We start from the raw sequence: 21,971 nt of genomic DNA, 5'->3' as shown, positions 1-21,971 counted from the left end.
GCCACCGCGCGCCGCGAAGGCGGCGCGCAAAACCTTGGCTCAGGCCCGCGTCGGGTTAAAAATCCCGCCCGGCGATTTGGTAAAGACCTCGGCGCCATCCGCGGTCACCCCCACCGAATGCTCGAACTGCGCCGAAAGCGATTTGTCGCGCGTGACCGCCGTCCAGTCATCGGCCAGCGTCTTGACGTCCGGGCGGCCCAGATTGATCATCGGCTCGATGGTAAAGAACATGCCCTCTTCCAGCATGGGCCCCGATCCGGGTCGCCCAAAATGCACCACATTGGGCGGCGCGTGAAACACGCGCCCGAGGCCGTGACCGCAAAAATCGCGCACGACCGACATTCGGTGCCCCTCGGCATAAGCCTGGATCGCGTGGCCGATATCGCCGAATGTCTTGCCCGGGCGTACCGCCTCAATGCCGATCATCAGCGCATCATGGGTCACCTGGATCAGCCGCTCGGCCTTGCGCCCGAGGTTGCCTGCGACATACATCCGGCTGGTATCGCCGAACCAGCCATCCACGATGACGGTGACATCGATATTCAGGATATCCCCGTCCTTCAGGACCTTGTCACCGGGAATGCCGTGACAGACGACGTGATTGACGCTGATGCAGCTGGCGTGGCGATAGCCCTTGTAGCCGATCGTGGCCGAGGTCGCGCCCGCATCATTGACCATGCCTTCGATCATCGCGTCCAATGCGCCGGTGGTCTGGCCCACGGTGACATGCGGCGCGATGTCGTCGAGGATGCGGGCCGCCAATGCGCCGGCCTTCTGCATGCCGGCGAAATCGGCTGCCTCATGGATACGGATGCCGTCTCGCGTGGTGCGTCCGTTGTGCTTGGTCTGCATGTGGGGCCTCATAATTCTCGGAGTCGCTGCCCTACTTAGTGCCCCGGCGCGCAAAGGGCCAGAGGCCCTTGGGCAATCACTCCGCGCTCAGCAAAACAGCTTCGACACGGCGGTTCGCCTCGCGCCCCGGCGCATCCGTATTGGGCGCTCTTGGGGCAAGATATGCGATGCCTTCGGCTTCCAGCTGTTCGGAGGACACGTCGTAACTGTCGATCAGGCGCTGCATCACCGAATCCGCGCGGCGGCGCGACAGGGCAAGATTATCCTCGTAACCGCCGACCGTGTCGGTATGGCCCACCAGCGCGATCCGTCGGGCCGCATCGCCCTTCAGAAAAGCAGCCAGCGCACCAAGGGAGGCAAACGGCCCCTCGCCCAGCCCCGCCGCGCCCGTGCCAAAATCAAGGTCGGTCAGAACCGCGCGGCCCCGGCTGCGCAAGGCCGAGACAAGCGCGCCATCCTCCTGCATCTTGTCCGGATAGGGACTGGCGGCATCATCGGCAGTGGCATCGGTGCTGGTGACGGTTCCCGGGCCGCCCTGCGGCTCCGGTGTCCCCGGCGCGTGTGGCCCGCCCGAGCCGTCCGCAGGCGCAACCCGCGTCACCTGCAAATAGGCCGCAGATCCCGATCGGCTGATCAGCAGCGTGACATAGCGTGCCTCGGAGCCCGCCGCCCGCCGCGCCGACAAGAAGCGGTAGTCAAAGAGATCAACGAACATCTCGGGCGGCGGCAGCACCGACAGCGAAAACCGAAAGTCAAAGCCCCCACAAGCCGCATCCGCGCAACGCAGCAGCGTATCATACCCCTCCCGATCCAGCTGCGCCGCCAGCTGGTCCATCAATTGCTGCGTGGTCAGGGAGGATGCCCCGATGCGCCAGGCCTGCCGCGTCACATCGCCCGCCACGTCCAGTGTCTCGGCTCCGCCATCGGACCACGGCCCGACCGGCAGCGCATAGGTGCCAGACGTATCCGTCAACTCGCGCGCCATCTCGGCGTTCGCCGGCAGGGCCAGATCCTGCGCTGCGGCAGGCGCCGCCGGGGCCACAAGGCTCAGCAGGACGGCCACCAAGCCGAGCGGGCCCCCGCGTCTCATACTCCCGCGTCCGGATGCTGGCGATAATGGTAACGGCCGACATGCGTCATGCCCATCCCGCAGTAAAGACCGTTGGCCCCCTCGTTCTGCGCCGTGCAGATCACCGACATAACGCTAGCGCCCTGGCCGCGCGCCCAGATCGCCGCCTCGGCCATCAGCACCCGGCCCATGCCGCGCCTGCGAAACTCGGGCAGCACCTCCAGCGCGTGAACCATCGCCGTCCGCTCCTTCAGTGCGACAAAACCCGCCGCCGCCGCCCGGCCCGAAATGCGCCCCAAAAGCGCGGTCTTGGGCCCTGCTGCGCGCGCCATCACATCGACGCGCTCTGGGCCGATACCGCCTGCGGACCATATATCACGCTGAATCGCCAAGGGCTCCCAGATGTGAAAGCTGGCGGTCCGCTCGGGCTGCGGCAGGTCCAGATCACTCAGCGCGGCTGCATAGATGTTGACCGGATCGACAATGCCGTATCCGGCGTTTTCCAGCAACGCATCCAGCGCATCATCCCCGTCGCGCAGCATGAAAAGGGGCGTCTGGGCCATGCCGCGCATCGCCGTCTCGGCCAAGGGCAGATCCGCCGCCTCCACCGCGCGCTGCGCCGTGGCGGCCGACACGCGCTTGCCGCCGCCGCCGCCGCGGCGCAAAGTCCACGGGCCGTCCTGCCAGCGGGCGGCGGGCGGCCATGTCGCCTCGATCACATCATAAAGCGCGGCCGCATCCGGCAGGGCCTGCGTCACCCGAAGATATCCTGCATCTCGGCCAGCGCGGCATCCAGCATGCCAGCATCCTGGCCGCGCGCCACCACGTTGGTGCCGTAGGCCCCCTGACGCTGATACGGGTAGGAGCCGAAGCTGAGCGCGGGAAAACGCGCCGCCAGCTCTGCCAGTGGCGCGGCGATATCCCCCTCGCCCCGATCGACATCCATGCTCCGTGACAAGAGCGGCGCGCCCCCCGTCAGCGCCGGCACGACCGAGGCGACCATCGCCTTGAAGATGCCGGGCACACCGGCCATCACATGCACGTTGCCCAGAACAAAGCCCGGCGCGGCGCTGACCGGATTGTCGATCAGGCGCGCGCCATCGGGGATGCGGGCCATGCGCAGCCGCGCCGCGTTCAACTCAATGCCCACCTTCTTGTAATGCGCTGCAAGGATCTCGCGCGCATCCTCGCGCACGTCGATCTTGCGGCCCATCGCCTGAGCCACCGCATCGGCAGTGATGTCATCATGCGTCGGGCCGATCCCGCCCGAGGTAAAGACGTGATCATAGCGCGCGGCCAATGTCTGAACCGCGCCGATGATCGCGGCCGCGTTGTCGCTGACGACACGCGCCTCTCGCAGGTCGATCCCGGCCTCGGTCAGAACGCCGGCCAGATAACGCGTATTGGTGTCATGGGTGCGCCCCGACAGGATTTCATCTCCGATGACCAGCATCGCTGCGGTGGGGTTGGGCATTTGACCTCCAGAGTAGTCGGCGTTCGGGTGAACGCGCTTGGATGGGCGCTTGATCGGCTCCTGCCCAATGGTATAGGCCCCGCCCCATGCGGTTTCAAACCCCCCTTTTGCGCGGCACGTTGCTTCGGCGCTACAAGCGCTTTCTGGCGGATGTCGTGCTGGAGGACGGGCGCGAGGTCACGGCGCATTGCGCCAATCCCGGCCGCATGACCGGGCTGGCCGAGGATGGCATGACCGTATGGCTGGAGCCCAATGATGACCCGAAGCGCAAGCTGCGCCATGCGTGGCGGCTGGTCGAGCTCGTCGGCGGGCATATGGCCTGCGTCGATACCGGCGCGGCCAACCGCGTCGTCCGCGAGGCGCTGGAGGCGGGCGAAATTCCGGCGCTCGCAGGATATGAGGCGATCCGGCCCGAGCAAAAATACGGAGCGGCAAGCCGCATCGATTTCTTGCTGGAGGATGCCGCGCGCCCCGCTGCCTATATCGAAGTGAAATCCGTGACGCTCAGCCGCGCGCCCGGTCTGGCCGAATTTCCCGACACAAAGACGGCCCGCGGCAAGACCCATCTGGACGAATTGGCGCAGGTGGCCCGCACCGGGCGGCGCGCGGTGCTGTTCTACCTCGTCCAGCGCAGCGACTGCGTCCGCACATCGGTGGCCGCCGATATCGACCCGGCCTATGCGGCGGCGCTGGTGCAGGCTCGCGCCGCAGGGGTCGAGGTAATCGCCCACCGCGCCGATATCTCTTGCGCGGGCATCACCCTCGGGCCCGCGATGCCGGTGGTCTGACGCACGCCCAAAGCGTTTCGCGAAACGCTTTAGCGGCGCGACTTCCATGCCAGCCAGCCGACAAAGAGCAGCCCGGCCCCCACAAGGGCCATGAAATAGCCAACGGGCACCAGCCATGTCGGCCATCCCGCCACAGCGGTCACGAATGTCAGCGCGAAACCTGCGATGACCATGACCAGCGCGACCCAGGCCAGACGCGAACGTGTCAGATAACTTGGAACCATCAGTCACTCCTTTCGGACGAATTGGCATCATCGCGCGGCGCACGGGGCGCACGGGGCGCACGGGGCGCATCATCATCGTCCAGAAGAACGCGCGCGGCGTCCCCCTCGAGATCCTCATACTGTCCGTGGCGCAACGTCCAGATGCAAGCGACAAGACCAAGCGCGCCCAGAAACACCGAAACCGGGATGAGAACGACGAGAACATTCATCGGCGCACCGCATTCATCACGACCGTGACCGACGACAGCGACATCGCCAAGGCAGCAGCCAGCGGCGAGGCCAGTCCGACCATCGCAATGGGAATGGCGATGGCGTTATATCCCGCCGCGATACCCAGGTTCTGACGGATCCGGCGCAGCGCGGTGCGCGCGCCCTGCAAGGTCTGCGGGATCGCCATCAAATCGCTGGCCAGCACCAGCCCGTCCGAAGCCACGCGCGCCGCATCGAGCGCCGAGGCCGGCGCCAGCGAGACATGCGCCGCCGCCAGCGCCGCGGTGTCATTCAACCCATCGCCCACCATCAGCACGCGGCGGCCCTCGGCGCCCAGGGCCTGAACCAGCTCGGCCTTGTCCTCGGGGCGCATCGCCGCGTGAACCTCGGCAATCCCCAGCTCGCAGGCCAGGGCCTCTGCCGCCTCGGGACGGTCGCCCGACAGCATCCGCACCTCGTAGCCCGATGCGATCAGCGCAGCGACCATCTGCTTGGCTCCCGGTCTTAGCGCCTCGGTCAGGGGCATCGGGGTGATGCGCCCTGCAATCTTCAACTCGGTCCCCGAGGCACCGCGCCCCAGCGCGACCGGCGTTCCGTTCCAGAGGCCAGTGACGCCCTCGCCGGTCACTTCGCGCACGTCTGTCAGGTCAGCGGCCTCATGGCCGTCCAGCGCAGCGGCAATCGCGCGCGAGACAGGGTGGTCGGACGCACGCGCCAGCGCCAGAGCGACGCTCGCCGTGCCCGCGTCGAGCGCGGGCAGTTGCGGCGTGCCTTGGGTCAGCGTGCCGGTCTTGTCCAGAAGGACGCAATCGACATCTGCCAACCGCTCGAGCGCGGTCTCGGACTTCAACAGGACGCCACTGCGAAAGAGGCGACCCGTCATGCTGGCGGTGACCGCAGGCACGGCCAGACCCAGCGCACAGGGGCAGGTGATGATGAGAACGGCCGTCGCGATGCCGACCGCCAGATGCATGTCGCCTGTTCCTGCATACCAGCCTGCAAACGCGATGGCGGCAAGGCCATGCACCAAGGGCGCATAGAGGCGCGCGGCGCGATCTGCGATGCCGGAGTAACGGTTTCGCCCCGTCTCGGCCACTTCGACCAGCGCGGCGAGGCGGCGCAGGGCGCTATCCTCCGCGCGCGCTGTCGCCTTGAGGGTCATCGGCGCGCCCATCACGGTCTCGCCCGCGCAGATGGGATCGCCCGGCGCGATGCGCACCAGGGCCGACTCGCCCGTCAGGGCAGAGCGATCCAAGGTCGCGGCCTGCTCGGCCAGACCGTCCACGGGCGCGCGCGCGCCTGCCGAAAGGGCGATGCGGTCCCCCGGCGCAATATCCGCCACGGCCACCGTGCGGCGTGCCGAGCCATCGAGCAAGGTGGCGCGGGGCACTTCGAGCGCCGTCAGCTCAGCCGCCGCAGAGCGCGCGGTCGCCCGCGCACGTTGGTCCAGATAGCGCCCGGCCAGCAAGAAGAAGGTCAGCGACAGCGCCGCGTCAAACCACGTATCGGCGCCTGCGCCATACATCGTCTCGTGCAGCGATGTCACGCAGGCCAGAAAGATGGCCAGCGCGATTGGCACGTCCATGTTGACACGCCGGGCTCGCAGCGCCGAGGCGGCGGAGGAAAAGAAGGGCACCGCCGAAAAAGCGAGCGCCGGAAGGGCGATGGCCGCCGAAATCCAGTGGAACAGCGCCTCGGTCGCCTCAGTGGCGCCGGACCAGACGGCGACCGACAGCGCCATGACGTTCATCATCGCAAAACCCGCGACGGCGATCCGCGCCAACAGCGCGCGGGCCGGATCATCCGATCCGGTGCCAAGTGCGGCGGCGTCCAGCTCGTGCGCCTCAAAGCCTGCCGCATCGAGCGCCGCCATCGCGGGCGCGGCGCCCGTGCCGGGCGTCATCACGATGCGCACGCGGCGACGGCCCAGATTGACCCGCGCGGCGTGAAGGCCCGGCACGGCGCTGAGCGTGCTCTCGACCCCTGCGATGCAGGCAGCGCAGCTGATGCCGGGCAGCGACAGATAGAGCACCTCACCCGCCGCATCGCGCGCGGTCCGCGCCGCAGATGGCGCCGCAGTGCAGGCCGGACATGCGGCCAGAGCGCTCATCGCGGCACCACCAGCGGGATGCGGCGCCGGAACGGCGTGCCGTCGTCGGCCAGAAGATCGACGCGCAGGTTCCAGTTGCCGGGCGCGAGGTCCACGGGCGCGGTCAATTGCGCGCCGTCCCACGTGAAGGCCGGCGTGCTGTCATGGGCGACGTTCGTGGCACGGCCCAGCGTCGCCGACACGATCTCGGGCGCGACTGGATCGCCATCGGGGCCAGTGATGCTGAGGGCCAGAACACCGTCCGACTGCGACAGGGTCACGTCCCAGCCCAGCGCATCCTGTGCCGCGCGATCATCGTCAAAGGTCTGGCTGGCCACATAAGAGCTGTCGGTTTCGAGTCCGGGAAAGGTGCGCACGGCACTGAACGCCAGCACGAGATTCACGGAAATGATAATGCCAAAGCCGACCACGAACATGGCCAGAACGTGCCAACCGGTCAGTCCGCGCTTAGCCTGCATTTCCACTGCGCTCATCGAAGCTCTCCTTGCCGTTGAAAATTGTATCACGATATGCCCGCTCACCCGAGGCCGTATCCTCGACCCAGAAGCGGAATTCACTGCGCGGCTGGACGGCCGCCGGATCCCCCGGATCCGCGACAACATAGACGCGTTGCAGCATGGTGGAATCCGCAGGCACCTCTACCGTATCACCCTCGGCCCCTTCGAGCGATATGTCGAGCGCGCCTGCCTCGGTCAGCGAAAGTGTGAAATCACGCGCCTCGCCATGCTTGTTGCGCAGGCGGATGTCATAGGCGTTGCGGATGGAGCCGTCGGACATGGTGACAAAGGTCGGATTACGAACGGGTGCGACCGTCAGTTCGATGTCTGCGCGGACGAACAGCGCAAAGACAAGCCCGATCCCGATCAACCCCCAGATCGCGGTGTAGATCAGCGTGCGGGGCCGCAGGATGTGCTTCCAAACGGGCCTTGGTTTCCAATCGCGGCTGTTGGGCGTGATAAAGGGCGCATCGGCGGCATTGGGCGCGGGTGCGGTTGCACCGTCCACAGCGGTGGCGACCGTGCCGTCGGCGGTGATGTCCGAGCGGGCGGCAGCGGCGGGTGACGGAACCCCAGTATCGGCGCCCTGCTCTTCGGGGGCATCCGTGCCCATGGGGCGCACGGGGGCATGTTCACCCGGCAGCACCGGGGGACGGTCGTCGAGCGCGAGATAGTCGATCAGGCCGCGCGGGCGGCCGATCTTGGCCATCACCTCATCGCAGGCGTCGATGCAAAGCGCACAGGTGATGCACTCCATCTGCTGGCCTTCGCGGATGTCGATGCCCATGGGGCAGACATTGACACATGCCATGCAATCGATGCAATCGCCCAGCTCCTGGCCCGTGCGCGAGGTGCGATGACCCGCGACATCCTTGCTCTCGCCGTCATTGCCGGCACCGAGGCCATAGCGCACGCCCGAGGTCGCACCGACATCCTCGGCCACGGCGGTGCGTTTGGCGCCGCCCCTGCCCCGCGGCTCACCGCGCCAGTCGCGGTAGCCCACGGTCAGCGTGCCCTCATCCATCATCGCGCCCTGAATGCGCGGCCACGGGCACATGTAGATGCAGATCTGCTCGCGCAGGAAACCGCCAAAGACAAAGGTCGTCGCGGTCAGAATGCCGATGGTGATATAGGCCACCGCAGGCGCATCGAGCGTGACGAGCCGGACCGCAAGCGTCGGCGCGTCAGCAAAGTAGAAGACCCAAGCGCCGCCCGTGGCAATGGCGATCAGCATCCAGACCACCCATTTGGTCACGCGCAGGCGCCACTTGCGCAGGCCCCAGGGCGCTTTCCACAGGCGCAAGCGCGCATTGCGGTCGCCCTCGATCCAGCGCTCGACCAAGAGGAACAGATCGGTCCAGACGGTTTGCGGGCAGGTATAGCCGCACCAGACCCGGCCCAGCGCCGAGGTAAACAGGAAAAGGCCCAGCCCCGCCATGATCAGAAGGCCCGCTACGAAATAGAATTCATGCGGCCAGATCTCGATCCAGAAAAAGTAAAAGCGCCGCGATGCCAGATCGACCAGCACGGCCTGATCGGGCAGGTTCGGCCCGCGATCCCAGCGGATCCACGGCACAAGGTAATAGATGCCCAGCGTGATCGCCATGATCCACCATTTGAGGCGGCGGAAATAGCCCGAGACGCGGCGCGGAAAGATCGGCTCTTGCGCGGCGAAGAGAGGAGGATTGTCGGACATTGGCGGTCACTTCCATTCCAAAGATTGTCTGCCAGTCTTTTCCACCGAGGCGCGGGCGGGACGCCTTGAGATGGATCAACCGCCGCGCACCTTTGACACGGGTGCGCGGCGATCTTGGCGTGAAATCAGCGGTTTATCCTGCGCTATTCAGTCGCAGTCGCCGCGTCATCCTCGCCAGCCTCGGGTGCGGCCTCCTCACCGCCCTCCGGCATCACGGGGTCTTCATCCGCCTCGGTCGGCGTCTCGGTCGCATCCGCCGGATAGCTGGCATCGGGGACCGACGCGGCATCTTCGGCTTCGGCATCGGTCATGGGATCGCCTACGGCCGCCTCGCCGCCGCCAAGGCCATGGACATAGGCCGAGACCGCCCGAACCTGCGCCTCGCCCAGACGGTCGCCCCAAGGGGGCATGACGCCAAAGCGGGAGTACTCGATCGTGTATTTGACCGCGTCTTCGGTGCCACCATAGAGCCAGATGGCATCCGTCAGATTGGGCGCACCCATTTCGCGATTGCCCATGCCGTCATCGCCATGGCAGGCCGCGCAATTGTCGAGAAAGAGCTCGGCCCCCATCTCGCTACCCTCGGCAAGACCCGACAGGCTGCGCACGTGATCGACCAGCGCCGCGATCTCATCACGTTCCAACAGGTCACCGTAGGCGGGCATCTCGGACCAGCGCGCATCGGGATCGTCCTCGTTGCGGATGCCGTGGCGCACGGTCGTCGCGATATCGGTGATCTGCCCGCCCCAGAGCCAGTCATCGTCCAGCAGGTTGGGATAGCCCGCCGCCTGCACACCGGCCGCGCCCGCGCCGTGGCACTGCGAGCAGTTGTTGGCAAAGACCGACGCGCCCGCCGAGACGGCAAAGCGGTGCAACTCCTCGTTTCGGGTCAGCGCCGCCAGGTCGATATTGACCAAGCTTTCGGTCATTTCCGCGTTGGACAGGTTCACCGCCTCGATCTCGGCGGCGACGAGGCCACGTGTCGACCAATCCAGCACACCGCGCGTCGTCCCCGAGACCAGCGGCCATGCGGGATAGAGGATGGTATAGATGATCCCCCAGAGGATCGTGGCATAAAAGGTCCAGAGCCACCAGCGCGGCAGCGGCGTGTTCAACTCTTCGATGCCGTCCCAGCTGTGGCCGGTCGTTTCGGTTCCGGTCTCTTTGTCTATGCGCTTGTCACTAGACATCACCGCGTCCTTTCTCGGTATGCGCCGCTGCGCGAGCGCGTGTGGTTTTCGGCCCACGTGGCTTTTCGTCGTCATTGCGGAACGGCACATCGGCCGCATCGTCGTGCAAAGGCCGGGAGCCGGGGCGAAAGGCCCACGCGATGACGAACAGGAAGATCAGCGTCAGAACCAGCAAGGCCCAGCTGTCGGCGAGGTAGCGAAGAAGCGTGTAGGTTTCCATCTGGTGCTCCCTCAGCGATCCGGATCGGGCGTGAAGGTCGAGAAATCGACCAGCGTGCCCAGCATTTGCAGGTAGGCGATCAGCGCATCCATCTCCGAGACGCCGGGCTGGCCGTCGAAATTGCGGATCTGCGCGCCGGGGTATCGCTCCAGCATGTCATCCCAGTCGCCGTCGGGATCGGCCTGCACACGGAAATCCGCAAAGGACGCCTCGACCATCTCGTCGGTGTAGGGCACCCCGACCATCCGGTGCGTCGCCACCAGATCCTCGATATACTCGCCCGACATGAGCGTATCGGCCAGAAAGGCGTATTTCGGCATGACGCTTTCGGGAACGACGGACTGGGGATCCTTGAGGTGATCCACGTGCCATTCGTCACTGTAGCGCCCGCCGACCCGCGCCAGATCGGGCCCGGTCCGCTTGGACCCCCACTGGAAGGGGTGGTCATACATCGATTCCGCCGCAAGGCTGTAGTGGCCATAGCGCTCGACCTCGTCGCGCATCGGGCGGATCATCTGGCTGTGGCAGACATAGCAGCCCTCGCGCACATAGATCTCGCGCCCGGCCAGCTCCAGCGGGGAGTAAGGGCGCATGCCCTCGACTTCCTCGATGGTATTCTCCAGCCAGAACAAGGGCGCGATCTCGACGATGCCGCCCACGGTCACCACGGCAAAGCTGGCCACCAGCAGAAGGGTCGCGTTCCGCTCGATCCGCTGGTGAAACGTGATCGTCTGCGTCTCGGGCGGAAGCTCATTCGGGATGTCGCCCGGAAGGTCGCCCAAGGTTGCGACATTGGGGTCGTCCTTGGGGTCGTAGTCGGGGCTTTTGGGATCTTTTGTCATGCTCTTACTCCGCAGGCGTTGCGACAGCGGCGGTGCGCGGTTCGCGAATTGTCATCCACATGTTCCACACCATCAGCACACCGCCCGCGACATAGAGGACGCCGCCCAGGGCGCGAACCACATACATCGGGAACTTGGCGTCCACGGTGTCGGCAAAGGAATTGACGAGGAACCCGTTGGCATCGACTTCGCGCCACATCAGGCCTTCCATGATACCCGACACCCACATCGACGACGCGTAGAGAACGATACCGACCGTCGCGAGCCAGAAGTGCGCGTTGATGGCTGACATCGAATACATCTGCTTTCGTCCCCAGAGTTTGGGCGTCAGGAAGTAGAGCGCGCCGAAGGTGATCAGGCCGTTCCAGCCAAGCGCGCCGGAGTGGACGTGACCGATGGTCCAGTCGGTGTAATGCGACAGCGAATTGACCGCGCGGATCGACATCATCGGGCCCTCGAAAGTGGACATGCCGTAGAAGGCAAGCGAGGCCACGAACATACGGATGATCGGATCGGTGCGGATCTTGTCCCAGGCGCCTTGCAGCGTCATCAGGCCGTTGATCATGCCACCCCAGCTGGGCATCCACAGGATGATCGAGAACACCATGCCCAGCGTCGCAGCCCAATCGGGAAGCGCGGTGTAGTGCAAGTGGTGCGGACCGGCCCAGATATAGAGAAAGATCAGCGCCCAGAAGTGGATGATGCTGAGCTTGTAGGAATAGACCGGACGGCCCGCCTGCTTGGGCACGAAGTAATACATCATGCCAAGGAAGCCTGCAGTCAGGAAAAATCCGACGGCGTTATGGCCATACCACCACTGCGTCATCGCATCCTGCACGCCCGAGAAGACCTGAACCGACTTGGAGCCCCAGATCGACACCGGCACGGCGAGGTTGTTGACGACATGCAGCATGGCCACCGTCACGATGAAGGCCATGTAGAACCAGTTGGCGACATAGATGTGCCGCTCCTGCCGCCTGATGATCGTGCCCATGAAGACGGCCAGATAGGCAAGCCAGACGATGGTCAGCCAGATGTCGATATACCACTCGGGCTCGGCGTATTCCTTGGACTGGGTCGCGCCCAGCAGATAGCCCGTCGCCGCCAATACGATGAACAGGTTATAGCCCCAGAAGACAAACCACGCGGTATTGCCGCCCCATAGCCGGGCCGAGCATGTGCGCTGAACGACATAAAAGGACGTGGCGATCAGGGCGTTGCCACCAAAGGCAAAGATCACCGCAGAGGTATGCAGCGGGCGCAGGCGGCCAAAGTTTGCGTAAGGTTGCGCCCAATCGATGTTGAGCGCCGGAAATGCCAGCTGAAACGCGATATAGGTTCCCGCAAGGAACCCCACGACGCCCCAGAAGGCCGTGGCAATGACGCCGTAGCGTATCGGCCCATCCATATAGGCCAGTTCTCTTTCGGCCAGCGCCTTTGCGCTGAGCGGCTCGTCGATATTGCGCAGTTGCCATACGAACATGCCGCCCGCGACGCCCATTATGATGAACGCGTGGACCATATAGGCCAGATCACGCGCAAAATTGGCAGCGATTGCAGCGAATAGCGCAATGACGCCGAATGCAATCAACTTGATATAGTCAGACATCGCCCGTCCCTTTTCCGGTCGTTTCAAGTCTGGGGCATGCCCCACGCAGTGCCGCCGCTCTTTGATTCAGGTCAAGTAAGTCCGGATGAGCGGCGATAATTAAACATTTTTTGACGCGCGCCGGACTTGCAGACGGCGCGCATTCCCCTCAGCTGCCAAAAGGGCAGCGGGGGTGTAAAATCAGGCCAGCGGCAGACCGTCTTCGTCGTCGCCCGCCGCGGTCAAAAGCGCAGGAAGATCGGCACAGGAAATCCCGCGATGGCCCTGCATCTCGATCAGGCCCTCCTTGCGCAGGCTGGTCATCTGTCGGCTGACGGTCTCGATCGTCAGCCCGAGGTATGAGGCCATCGCATCGCGCGTCAGCGGCAATTCGGCCCGCAAGGGGTGCCCCGCAGAGGCGGCACGGCGCAGAATATTGGCCAAAAGCGTCGCCACCTTCTCGCGCGCAGTCTTGCGCCCGAGCAAAATCATCCAGTCGCGCGCGGCGTCCAACTCGTCCAGCGACATTTGCAGCATCCGCTCCATCACATGCGGCGTCTCGGCCAGCATCGTGCGGAAATCGCCACGTTTGAAAAGGCAGAAGGTCACATCCGTCGCCGCGACCACCTCGTAGGCGGCGGTGTCGCGGTCATGGCGACCCACGAAGTCGGACGGCATCAGGAGGCCGACCATCTGCACGCGCCCATCCTCCATCGAACGGGTCAGCGTCGCGCAGCCGCGCACGATCGAGCCGACGAAAGGCAGGTCCGCCCCCTCCAGCAGGATCGTCTCGCCCGCGCGCCACGAGCGGTAGGATTTCATATCGGAAAGACGCGCCAATTCTTCGGGCTCGCAAGTGGCACATACCGCGCGATGCCGAATCGGGCATTCGGAACAGGCCGATTTGGCAATTTGGAGGTCTACACGCGTCATTGGTTATCTTTGTCACTTCATTTGACCTCGATCAAGGCACTGTGCGTATTTCACGCATCATTTGGAGTCTATGACACAACTTGATCCACAGCTGACCGAACGGGCTCTGGCTGCACGCGCACCGCGATATACCAGCTACCCACCCGCCACACAGTTCGGGCCAACCGTCGGGCCCGATACCATGTTGGACTGGTTGTCGCAGATCGCGCCGGGCAGCAGCGTATCGCTTTATGTACATATTCCGTTTTGCCGGCGCCTTTGCTGGTTCTGTGCCTGCCGCACCCAAGGCACGCTCAGCGAGGCCCCCCTCGCGCCCTACGTAGATGCGCTGGTGGCCGAGGCGGGCATCATCGCGGCGGCCCTGCCCCAAGGCGTGCGCGTGTCGCATCTGCATCTGGGGGGCGGCACACCGACATTTTTGCCGCCCGATTTGCTACGCCGCCTCTTTGGCATGCTGGACGCACATTTCCCGCGCGCACCGGGCGCCGAGATCTCGGTCGAAGTGGATCCGACCGAACTGGACGATGCCCGCCTCGATGCGCTGGCAGAGGCCGGTGTGACCCGCGCCAGCCTTGGCGTGCAGGATTTTGAGCCTGCCGTGCAAAAGGCCATTGGCCGCCCGCAAAGTTTCGAGCAGACCCGCGACGCCACCCTCGGGCTGCGCCAGCGCGGCATCGACGCGATCAATCTCGACCTGCTCTATGGTTTGCCGAACCAGACGCAGGCCAGCCTTCAGCGCACCTTGGACATGGCCCTGTCGCTCGAGCCTGATCGCATCGCCCTTTACGGCTATGCGCATGTGCCTTGGGCCTCCAAGCGGCAGGTCATGATCCGCGAGGACGATCTGCCGGATGGGCGCGAGCGGCTGGAGATGTCGCAGCGCGCCGCGACGCGCATCAAGGCCGCCGGATTTAGCGCCATCGGCATCGATCATTTTGCCAAACCGGACGATACCATGGCCATTGCCGCCCATGCAGGTGTGCTGCACCGCAATTTTCAAGGCTACACGACCGATAGCGCAAAAACGCTGATCGGCCTAGGCGCCTCGTCCATCTCGCGCTTGCCGCAGGGCTATGCCCAGAACGCGCCCGCAACCGCCGCATGGAAGGCACGCATCGAGACCGGGCGCCCCGCAACTGTGCGCGGGCACGCCGACAGCGGCGAGGACCGGCTGCGCAGCGCGGTGATCGAGCGCCTGCTTTGTGATTTTCGAGTGATCCCGGCCCTCTTTGCCGATCGCGAGGCGGTCGCGGAGTGGACGGCACGCGCCGCGGCCGCGTGGGAGGGCGCGGTGACGCTGAGCGCGGAGGGCGCGCTGGAAATCAAGCCCGAGGCGCGCCACCTTGCGCGCATGATCGCGATGGAGTTCGACGCCTACGCCATCTCGGCCCAGCGCCACAGCGCCGCGATCTGACTGAATTTGGCCGAATCTGGCCAGCCTTTTTCCCAGACAGCATGAAACCGGAGGCATTTCCGCCTTCGGTTTTTCATTTTTGCAGGTATAAGAGGCCAGACGACTGAAAAATCGGCGGGTGGGCGGATCTTTGCTGGGAAGCTGGCCGTTATTCGTTCAATAACTACAAACCGCCGCAATTCGAGGATCTCTTAGACCTATGTTGACCAGACGCCATTTCGTGATTTCGGGCGCGGCCCTCTTTTCGGCCCCGCTGCTACCTGCCACGCTGCCCGGTGCAGCCAGTGCGGCCCCCAAATCGAACCCCTCGAACTGGGCGCGCTGGGATGCACAGGTGACGCCGGCCAACTACGATCCGGCGACGTCGAACCCTTGGAACCTTGACCCGCGGTTCCTGCCGCAACGTGTCGAGGCGAATGAGGGGCTGCGTCCAGGCGATATCCATGTCGATGCCATCGCGCGCTATATCTACCATATCCGCGATGACGGGACAGCGATGCGCTACGGTGTCGCCATTGCCCGAGGCAACCTATATGAGCCGGGCACTTACACCATTCGGCGCAAGGCCAAATGGCCCACATGGATACCCACAGACGCGATGATCGAGCGCGACCCCGAGATCTACGAACAGCACGCCGATGGCATGGATGCGGGTCCGAACAATCCGCTCGGATCGCGCGCGTTCTATCTATTCGTAGGCAATCGCGACACCTACCTGCGCATTCACGGCTCGCCAGAGCCGCGCTCCATCGGGGGGCGCGCCAGCTCGGGCTGCGTGCGCATGGTGATGGCGCATATCATCGATCTTTACGAGCATGTCGAGACAGGCGCGACCGCCTATCTCTACCCGGCCGAAGACCGGATCACCGCGCAAAGCTGAAGATCCTCTGAAGATCCTCTGTGAAGCGGACGCCGCCCGGCGCCCGCATCTCTTGGGCGCGCGTCAGGTCGCGGGCGCCTCATCCTTGGCCGTGCAGATCGCGCGACCGTCCTCGGTGCGCAGCGGCAGCATCGTCGTCTCTACCGGGCCCCGGTGGCGGTAGACAAAGCAGCCGGTCGACGGCTCGAGGCGCACGGCGGTCATGTCCTGATAGGGTGCGGCCATCTGTGCCACTGCCTCCGGTACGGGAGACAGGAAGCCTTCCTGACCGTTTTGGCCCGTGGTGCCCATCTCGTCGCAACCTGCCAGAAACAAGGCCGCACAGGCGGCGGGCATCCAGACAATTTTCTTCATGAATCGCATCTCCTTTGGTTGGCCGCAGAATGGTCTATTCCGCGCCCCGGAACCAGCGCTTTCCGGCCGCGTGCCATACGCGGCGCCCTCTAAGTGTCCAGATATGCCAGCACTTCGCGCGTGAGGGCCGCCACCTCGGCGGCAGCAGGCCCCTTGGGGGCAGCGTCCTGCACGCCCTGGCCGCGCCCCAGCGTCTCGGCGTATATGATCCGGTTGGCCAGCACGCCTTCGGCCAGCGCGGCATCGACCTTGGCCGCCTCCTCGGCGATCTCGGCGCCCAGCCGAGTGCCGGCGCGGGTGCGATTGAGAACCAGCATCGACGGCGTATCCGCCCGGCGCGCAAGGTCCAGAACACTTTCCGTGGCCCATAGATCGACGTGACTGGTCGCAACGGGCACCAGCACCAGCGCGGCCTTGCGCAGCGCCGGGCGCAGATCGCTATCGGCCTTGGGGGGCGTGTCGACCAGCACAAAGTCATGGGACGAGGCAAGCTTGCCCGCCTCGTAGTCCACGCCCCAGGCGGAGGATGTGGAAAACTCCATCCCAGGATCGGAGAGCAGCTCACGGCGGGCCATGAACCAGCGCCCCAGACTGCCTTGGGGGTCGGTGTCGATCAGCGCCACCTTATGGCCAAGCGCCGCCAGACCGACGGCCAGATTGACCGTCAAGGTGGTCTTGCCGCTGCCACCCTTTTGTTGGGCAATTGTGATTACCGTCCCGGTCATGCCTGTCTCCGCCAGCCCGCGCTGCGCCGCAGCATGGCACAGGCCACAGGAAATTGCACCAACCTAATTGGCGGACAGATCTTGCGCTCCGCAGGCGATCATCATGCCGCTTGCGCCCAGTCCTTGGCCAGAGCTACCGCAAAGTGCGATGCCTTCGAGGTGGCAACCAGATCACGAGCTGGACGCGCTATCCGGGCGCGCCGCCGATTGACCATAGAGGAAGCCTTGGATCAATCTGCAGCCGTTCAGTCGCAACCAACTGGCCTGGCAAGCCTGTTCCACACCCTCTGCGATCACGCGCAGACCAAGCTCGGATGCAAGGTCGATGGTGGCGCGCATGATCGCCGCGTCCCGAAGCCGATGGGGAAGCTCACGGACGAAACTGCGGTCCAGCTTAACCTCCTGGATGGGCAAGCTTCTGAGGTAGAAAAGCGACGAATAGCCCGTGCCGAAATCATCGAGCGACAGTGATACACCCAGCTCGCGAAGGGCATAGATGTTTTCCAGCGTTATTTCACTGTCCTCGAGTATGGCTCTTTCGGTGATTTCCAGCGTCAACCAACTCGGGTCAATCCCCGCCCGACTCACGATATCGGCAACGGATTGCGCGAAATAACGCCTTCCGAACTGCTGTGCGCTGACATTGGCGGCCATACCGATGATGCGCGGTGCGCCGCTCGTGTTTATCCGTGCGAGCTCCTTGCAGACGGCTTCAATCACCCAGATGTCCAGCGACAGGACCAGACCGCTTTGTTCAGCGGCGTGGATGAAAAGGTCTGGCGGCACAAAGCGCCCGTCCATGAGCGGCCAACGCAAAAGCGCCTCATATCCAATGATCTGCGGCCAGAGCTGCGAAATATCCACCTGCGGCTGATAGTGCAAAAGCAACTCACCGTTTTCGAAGGACCGTGCGAGGTCCCCGACCTCAATCGCCCGGCTTGGCATCACAGTCACTGCGTTCGACCCATCAGAATTGGCCGTGCTGTAAATCGCGCACGGAAGATAGCTTTTGGACAGGTCATAAGGTCCATCCATGATCAAGCTGCGACCACGCAGTTTCGGCCCTGGCGTTTCGCCTCGTAAAGCGCGTTGTCGGCCAGTTTCGTGATCGTCTCCGATCCTGTCTGAGTGTCGTCGACCAGAGCCAGCCCGACGCTTACCGTCAGGCTTATCTCGTTGTCGCCGTCGAACCGGGTGTTTGCGACCTGCCAGCCCATCCTCTTTGCCCAGACATGCGCCGCGTCCAGATCGGTATCCGGCAACAGCACCGCGAATTCTTCGCCCCCAAGGCGTGCGACCAGATCATTTTCACGGCAGTGGCTCGTGACGATGACTGCGAACTGCTTCAAGACACGGTCCCCGGCCGGATGACCAAAAGTGTCATTCACGTGCTTGAAGTGATCGAGATCCAAGAAGGCGATAGTCGCCGTCCCCTTGCTTCGACGGAGTCGCGCCAGCTCGGAATCCAGCGCGGCCACAAAGCTGCGCCGATTGTAGAGCTCGGTCAGGAAATCACGGTTGGCTTGACTGCGCAATTCCAGCTGGTCCATCACCAGTTCAGCACATTTTTCGACCATTGCGATCTCGCGTGCCGTGAATTCCCTTGGCTGCGTTCCAAAGGCGCAGATCGTACCCAGATTGTATCCCTCCGCCGTCGTCAGGGGCGCGCCGACGTAGCAGCGCAAATGGGGCGGGCCCGTAACGAAGGGATTGTCGCGCAAACGTGCGTCCTCAAGCGTGTCCTCTATCACGAGCGGTACGTACTTGCGGATCGCGATATTGCAGAACGCCACATCTCGGGGGCATTCCTTTTCGTCAAGCCCCTGCCGCGCCTTTGATATCTGCTTGTTCGCGGTGATAAAATTGATGGCGACCATCTCCATATCGAGAATGAGTTGAAGCAACCCTGTGATATGGTCAAAACTTGCCTCCGAGCTGTGGGCTTGCGCATCCAGACGAACAAGCGCGTCACGGCGGCCTGACTCGTCATCAAGTTTGCTAGGTTGAAAGTTCATGGTGTGATCAAGCTCCTGTGTCGGGAGTAAGGCAGAAAGGCGCGAGCGGGTGTCTGGAGCTGTTCACCAGTCGTTTGCGTTCAGGTAATCGATATTCACTTCGGGCAAAACATCCCGCAGTTCCGATATTTCGGACATTTCCAGCAGGTCGATTTGCACCAGCCGGGACTTGTTCAGCAAAATGGTGCGGTCGCGCAACTTGAACGGAATAAACGGCCGGTCGTCGCAAAGCACGTCCAGAACCCGCTGGTTCTGACTGACATGCAACCCACCGAAGTGCTGGGTGCCGTTATCGAGGGTCGCTTTGACCGGGACGCAGTATTTTGGATATTTCATGGTACTATCTTTCATGCTCTATGTTTCAAGGTAAGCAAAGCCGGAGCACACGCTATGGATGAGCAAGATCCGGCGCACCAAGATGAGCGGAATTCTGCGCATCGGGATGCAAATCGCATCCGCGATCTGGACGCTTTTGCAGATGCGTCTGATGTTTTCGGGCCCGAGGCCGCGATGGCGCACCTGCGCCTGTTTGGCACCGAACTCGAGCAGCATCTGTCCTGGATCGAGCGCGGCACGCCGGACCTTCAGGCGCTGCAAGACATGGCGCATCGAACCGCAGGCCGGGCCGGCGTATTGGGTTTTCCATCCCTTGCCAATGCCTCGGCAAACCTTGATGAGGCATCGGGCTTGAACGCAGGGGTGACGGCCGCGCTGGACCATTGGACATGGCAGGCACGGCGTGCAGCAGAGATCGCAGCGCGCGAGACGGATCAGGCCGCTCTGGATGCCAATACCAGCCGTTCAGATGGCCCTGACAACTGATCGCCGCTCGGCCTGGGCTGACATGGCGCGCGCGTGTGCGCGTGCCGATACCGGCAGTCAGATTTGGGTGTGTCCTGCTCATCATTGGCCCCCGATGGCCTGAATGACAGCCGGCGTTGCGATCACGGCAAAGAGAACCGGCAGAAAGAAGACGATCATCGGCACCGTCAGCTTGGGCGGCAGCGCGGCTGCTTTTTTCTCGGCGGCGGACATGCGGAAATCGCGGCTTTCCTTGGCCAGCACCCGAAGCGTCTGGCCCAGCGAGGTGCCGTATTTCTCAGATTGGATCAGGCCGATGACGGTGGCCTTGATACTGTCGAGTCCCGTCCTTGTGCCAAGGTTTTCATAGGCTTTGCGCCGGTCTGACAGGTACGCCAGCTCTGCCGTGGTCAACGACATCTCTTCGGCCAGTTCCCTGGACTGGGCACCAATCTCCTCTGCCACCTTGCGAAACGCGGCTTCGCTGCTCATCCCGGACTCGACGCAGATCAGCAGCAGATCGAGCGCATCAGGCCAGCTGCGACGCAGGCTGTTGTGCCGCTTGGAAATGAGGTTGCGCACATAAAGCTTGGGCAGTGCAAATCCGATGATCGACGCGGCGGATGCCATCGCGAGGATGACCGGCAGGGGCAGATCCGGCTGCAGGATGAACTTGATGTAGGCAAATGCAAAGGCGGGCATCGCTGTGGCGGCGATCAGCCGCGAGGCCAGATAGGCGATGAGCGGGGCCCGTCCGCGCAGACCCGCCATGCGCAACAGCTGCGACGCCCCGCTTTCATCGGCCAGACGCACCAAGCTCAGCCTTTCCACGATTTCGGAGAAAATCCGATTCGGCTCTTTCGCAAAGAGCAGCGAACGTTTAGCGCCATTCGCCTCGTTGCGGGACCGCCCCGCGCGGCCCGACTGGCGGGCGCCGTTTTCGATCACATCGATCCGCTCGGCCAGCCGGTCACGAAAGACCCATGGCCATGCCAGCACCAAGGTGGCGCCGAACGCCGCCACGGCGGCAAGCGCAATGAGCAACTGCTGCATCTCAGAGGCTGTCAGGTCGATTGGCATTCTGCGCCTCCTTTACATGTCAAAGTTGATCATCTGGCGCATCACGAAGACGCCAATGGACATCCAGGCCGCGCAGGCGACCAGCACCATGATGCCCAGATTCGTTTGGTAGAGAACCGCGAGATACTCGGGGCTTGTCAGTTGAACGAGGGCCGCCACGACCACGGGAAGCGAGCCGATGATCCCTGCCGAGGTCTTGGCCTCCGCACTCATCGCCTTGACCTTGGCTTGCAACTGCCGGCGCCCCCGCAGCACCGTCGACAGATTGCCAAGGGCCTCGGTCAGGCTGCCGCCCGCGCGGCTCTGGATTGCAACGACGATCGCCAGAAAGCCTACCTCCTGGATCGGCACGCGCAGGGCAAGCCGGTCGACCGCCTCCTGAATGGGCAGTCCAACGGATTGATCCTCGACAACCTGCCGGAATTCACCGCGGATCGGATCCTCGCTGTCGGCGGCGACCACGGCCATGCAGTCGGCCAGCGGGCGCCCCGCCCGAACGCCGCGGACGATCACATCGATCACGTCGGGAAATCCGGCTGAAAACTTGGCAAAGCGGCGGCGGCGCAGCAACGACACATACATGTGCGGCAGCGCGAGCCCGGCCAGCAGCCCGACAAGGGCCGCAATCAGCACACCAAATCCCAGGGACGCGGCGAAGGCGCCCGCCGCGATGGCAGCACTAAGCAGCCAATACCTACGCGGGCGCCAGTCAAGGCCCGCCTCTCGCAGGCGCGGCTCAAGGCCCTTGCGTTGGCGCCGGTTCTTGCGGGCCTCCTGGCGATCCTCCAGCTCCCGCAGGGTCTTTTCGATCGCTTTGCGGCGCGAGGAAAGATTGCCGCTCGAGGACGCCTGCGCGCCGTCGCCGCCATCACCGCCAAGGGCCAGCGCCATGCGCCGCTGCCTGCGTTCATGCGCCTCCACCCAAGGCAGAAAAAGCGCGATCAGCAGCCCCGCCACGGCAAGCGCGATCAGGGGCAGCACCAACATCGAGATGTCAAATTGCATCAGT

25 protein-coding genes are annotated in these 21,971 nt (G+C 64.1%); 4 read left to right on the top strand and 21 right to left on the bottom strand.

All coding sequences use genetic code 11. The features are described 5' to 3' along the window. Positions 1-39 precede the first annotated feature (39 nt). From map to V8352_RS00815, 4 genes are all read right to left on the bottom strand, one after another. Complete coding sequence (gene map, locus V8352_RS00830; RefSeq protein ID WP_336422350.1) at positions 40-852, bottom strand: type I methionyl aminopeptidase; 813 nt, start codon at positions 850-852, stop codon at positions 40-42. 76 nt (positions 853-928) lie between these two features. After that, positions 929-1,942 carry an OmpA family protein gene (locus tag V8352_RS00825; RefSeq protein ID WP_336422349.1) on the bottom strand — a complete coding sequence of 338 codons (1,014 nt, stop codon included), beginning with the start codon at positions 1,940-1,942 and terminating at the stop codon, positions 929-931. After that, positions 1,939-2,679: a GNAT family N-acetyltransferase gene (locus V8352_RS00820; protein WP_336422348.1), complete on the bottom strand. Its 741-nt coding sequence runs from the start codon at positions 2,677-2,679 to the stop codon at positions 1,939-1,941. Before V8352_RS00820 ends, V8352_RS00825 begins: the two co-directional genes overlap by 4 nt. Further along, positions 2,676-3,395 carry a competence/damage-inducible protein A gene (locus V8352_RS00815; protein WP_336422347.1) on the bottom strand — a complete coding sequence of 240 codons (720 nt, stop codon included), beginning with the start codon at positions 3,393-3,395 and terminating at the stop codon, positions 2,676-2,678. The genes V8352_RS00820 and V8352_RS00815 overlap by 4 nt, the downstream gene beginning before the upstream one ends. Positions 3,396-3,481: 86 nt before the next feature. On the opposite strand from V8352_RS00815, the gene sfsA reads away from it, so the two are divergent. Beyond that, positions 3,482-4,183: a DNA/RNA nuclease SfsA gene (sfsA, locus tag V8352_RS00810; RefSeq protein WP_336422346.1), complete on the top strand. Its 702-nt coding sequence runs from the start codon at positions 3,482-3,484 to the stop codon at positions 4,181-4,183. A gap of 29 nt (positions 4,184-4,212) precedes the next feature. Here sfsA and V8352_RS00805 read toward each other — a convergent pair whose 3' ends face one another. From V8352_RS00805 to fnrL, 10 genes are all read right to left on the bottom strand, one after another. Then, complete coding sequence (locus V8352_RS00805) at positions 4,213-4,407, bottom strand: hypothetical protein (protein WP_336422345.1); 195 nt, start codon at positions 4,405-4,407, stop codon at positions 4,213-4,215. Further along, positions 4,407-4,616: a cbb3-type cytochrome oxidase assembly protein CcoS gene (gene ccoS / locus V8352_RS00800; RefSeq protein ID WP_336422344.1), complete on the bottom strand. Its 210-nt coding sequence runs from the start codon at positions 4,614-4,616 to the stop codon at positions 4,407-4,409. The genes V8352_RS00805 and ccoS overlap by 1 nt, the downstream gene beginning before the upstream one ends. Next, positions 4,613-6,727 carry a heavy metal translocating P-type ATPase gene (locus V8352_RS00795; RefSeq protein WP_336422343.1) on the bottom strand — a complete coding sequence of 705 codons (2,115 nt, stop codon included), beginning with the start codon at positions 6,725-6,727 and terminating at the stop codon, positions 4,613-4,615. The genes ccoS and V8352_RS00795 overlap by 4 nt, the downstream gene beginning before the upstream one ends. Next, complete coding sequence (locus V8352_RS00790) at positions 6,724-7,200, bottom strand: FixH family protein (RefSeq protein WP_336422342.1); 477 nt, start codon at positions 7,198-7,200, stop codon at positions 6,724-6,726. Before V8352_RS00790 ends, V8352_RS00795 begins: the two co-directional genes overlap by 4 nt. Next, positions 7,175-8,920 (bottom strand): RdxA/RdxB/FixG family protein, encoded by a 1,746-nt coding sequence (locus V8352_RS00785; protein ID WP_336422341.1) that lies wholly within the window; start codon positions 8,918-8,920, stop codon positions 7,175-7,177. The genes V8352_RS00790 and V8352_RS00785 overlap by 26 nt, the downstream gene beginning before the upstream one ends. 143 nt (positions 8,921-9,063) lie before the next feature. Beyond that, on the bottom strand, positions 9,064-10,110 hold the full coding sequence (gene ccoP / locus V8352_RS00780) for a cytochrome-c oxidase, cbb3-type subunit III (protein WP_442970922.1): 1,047 nt from the start codon (positions 10,108-10,110) through the stop codon (positions 9,064-9,066). Further along, on the bottom strand, positions 10,103-10,330 hold the full coding sequence (locus tag V8352_RS00775) for a cbb3-type cytochrome c oxidase subunit 3 (protein ID WP_336422340.1): 228 nt from the start codon (positions 10,328-10,330) through the stop codon (positions 10,103-10,105). Before V8352_RS00775 ends, ccoP begins: the two co-directional genes overlap by 8 nt. 11 nt (positions 10,331-10,341) lie before the next feature. Continuing rightward, positions 10,342-11,172: a cytochrome-c oxidase, cbb3-type subunit II gene (gene ccoO, locus V8352_RS00770; protein ID WP_336422339.1), complete on the bottom strand. Its 831-nt coding sequence runs from the start codon at positions 11,170-11,172 to the stop codon at positions 10,342-10,344. A gap of 4 nt (positions 11,173-11,176) precedes the next feature. After that, the gene (ccoN, locus tag V8352_RS00765) at positions 11,177-12,781 is read right to left on the bottom strand and encodes a cytochrome-c oxidase, cbb3-type subunit I (RefSeq protein WP_336422338.1); all 1,605 of its coding nucleotides are present in this window, start codon (positions 12,779-12,781) and stop codon (positions 11,177-11,179) included. Between the two features lie 180 nt (positions 12,782-12,961). Further along, positions 12,962-13,693, bottom strand: coding sequence for a transcriptional regulator FnrL (gene fnrL / locus V8352_RS00760; protein ID WP_336422337.1), 732 nt, complete (start codon positions 13,691-13,693; stop codon positions 12,962-12,964). 70 nt (positions 13,694-13,763) lie between these two features. Between fnrL and hemN the strand changes: the two genes are divergently transcribed. Both hemN and V8352_RS00750 read left to right on the top strand, forming a co-directional pair. Beyond that, positions 13,764-15,107, top strand: a complete 1,344-nt coding sequence (gene hemN / locus V8352_RS00755) for an oxygen-independent coproporphyrinogen III oxidase (protein WP_336422336.1) — start codon at positions 13,764-13,766, stop codon at positions 15,105-15,107. A 199-nt stretch (positions 15,108-15,306) separates the two neighbouring features. Next, positions 15,307-15,987 carry a L,D-transpeptidase gene (locus V8352_RS00750; RefSeq protein ID WP_336422335.1) on the top strand — a complete coding sequence of 227 codons (681 nt, stop codon included), beginning with the start codon at positions 15,307-15,309 and terminating at the stop codon, positions 15,985-15,987. A 63-nt stretch (positions 15,988-16,050) separates the two neighbouring features. Here V8352_RS00750 and V8352_RS00745 read toward each other — a convergent pair whose 3' ends face one another. The 5 genes from V8352_RS00745 to V8352_RS00725 all read right to left on the bottom strand — a co-directional run bounded on the left by V8352_RS00745 (position 16,051) and on the right by V8352_RS00725 (position 19,432). Further along, on the bottom strand, positions 16,051-16,341 hold the full coding sequence (locus V8352_RS00745) for a hypothetical protein (RefSeq protein ID WP_336422334.1): 291 nt from the start codon (positions 16,339-16,341) through the stop codon (positions 16,051-16,053). 89 nt (positions 16,342-16,430) lie between these two features. Then, the gene (gene parA / locus V8352_RS00740) at positions 16,431-17,066 is read right to left on the bottom strand and encodes a ParA family partition ATPase (protein ID WP_336422333.1); all 636 of its coding nucleotides are present in this window, start codon (positions 17,064-17,066) and stop codon (positions 16,431-16,433) included. 171 nt (positions 17,067-17,237) lie between these two features. Beyond that, a complete protein-coding gene (locus V8352_RS00735; RefSeq protein ID WP_336422516.1) occupies positions 17,238-18,011 on the bottom strand; it encodes an EAL domain-containing protein in 774 nt (257 codons plus the stop codon). Between the two features lie 92 nt (positions 18,012-18,103). Continuing rightward, positions 18,104-19,081, bottom strand: coding sequence for a sensor domain-containing diguanylate cyclase (locus V8352_RS00730; protein WP_336422332.1), 978 nt, complete (start codon positions 19,079-19,081; stop codon positions 18,104-18,106). A 63-nt stretch (positions 19,082-19,144) separates the two neighbouring features. After that, a complete protein-coding gene (locus tag V8352_RS00725; RefSeq protein WP_336422331.1) occupies positions 19,145-19,432 on the bottom strand; it encodes a hypothetical protein in 288 nt (95 codons plus the stop codon). A gap of 39 nt (positions 19,433-19,471) precedes the next feature. Between V8352_RS00725 and V8352_RS00720 the strand changes: the two genes are divergently transcribed. Next, positions 19,472-19,903 (top strand): Hpt domain-containing protein, encoded by a 432-nt coding sequence (locus tag V8352_RS00720; protein WP_336422330.1) that lies wholly within the window; start codon positions 19,472-19,474, stop codon positions 19,901-19,903. Between the two features lie 81 nt (positions 19,904-19,984). Here the strand turns inward: V8352_RS00720 and V8352_RS00715 are convergent, their stop codons facing one another. Both V8352_RS00715 and V8352_RS00710 read right to left on the bottom strand, forming a co-directional pair. Continuing rightward, positions 19,985-20,962, bottom strand: a complete 978-nt coding sequence (locus V8352_RS00715; RefSeq protein ID WP_336422329.1) for a type II secretion system F family protein — start codon at positions 20,960-20,962, stop codon at positions 19,985-19,987. Positions 20,963-20,974: 12 nt separating this feature from the next. After that, a complete protein-coding gene (locus V8352_RS00710) occupies positions 20,975-21,967 on the bottom strand; it encodes a type II secretion system F family protein (RefSeq protein WP_336422328.1) in 993 nt (330 codons plus the stop codon). Positions 21,968-21,971: the final 4 nt, after the last annotated feature.

Source organism: Roseovarius sp. D0-M9, assembly GCF_037083805.1.
Lineage (GTDB): Bacteria > Pseudomonadota > Alphaproteobacteria > Rhodobacterales > Rhodobacteraceae > Roseovarius.
Note: the sequence above shows the minus strand (reverse complement) of the source record. Positions and strands in the feature narration are given on the sequence as shown.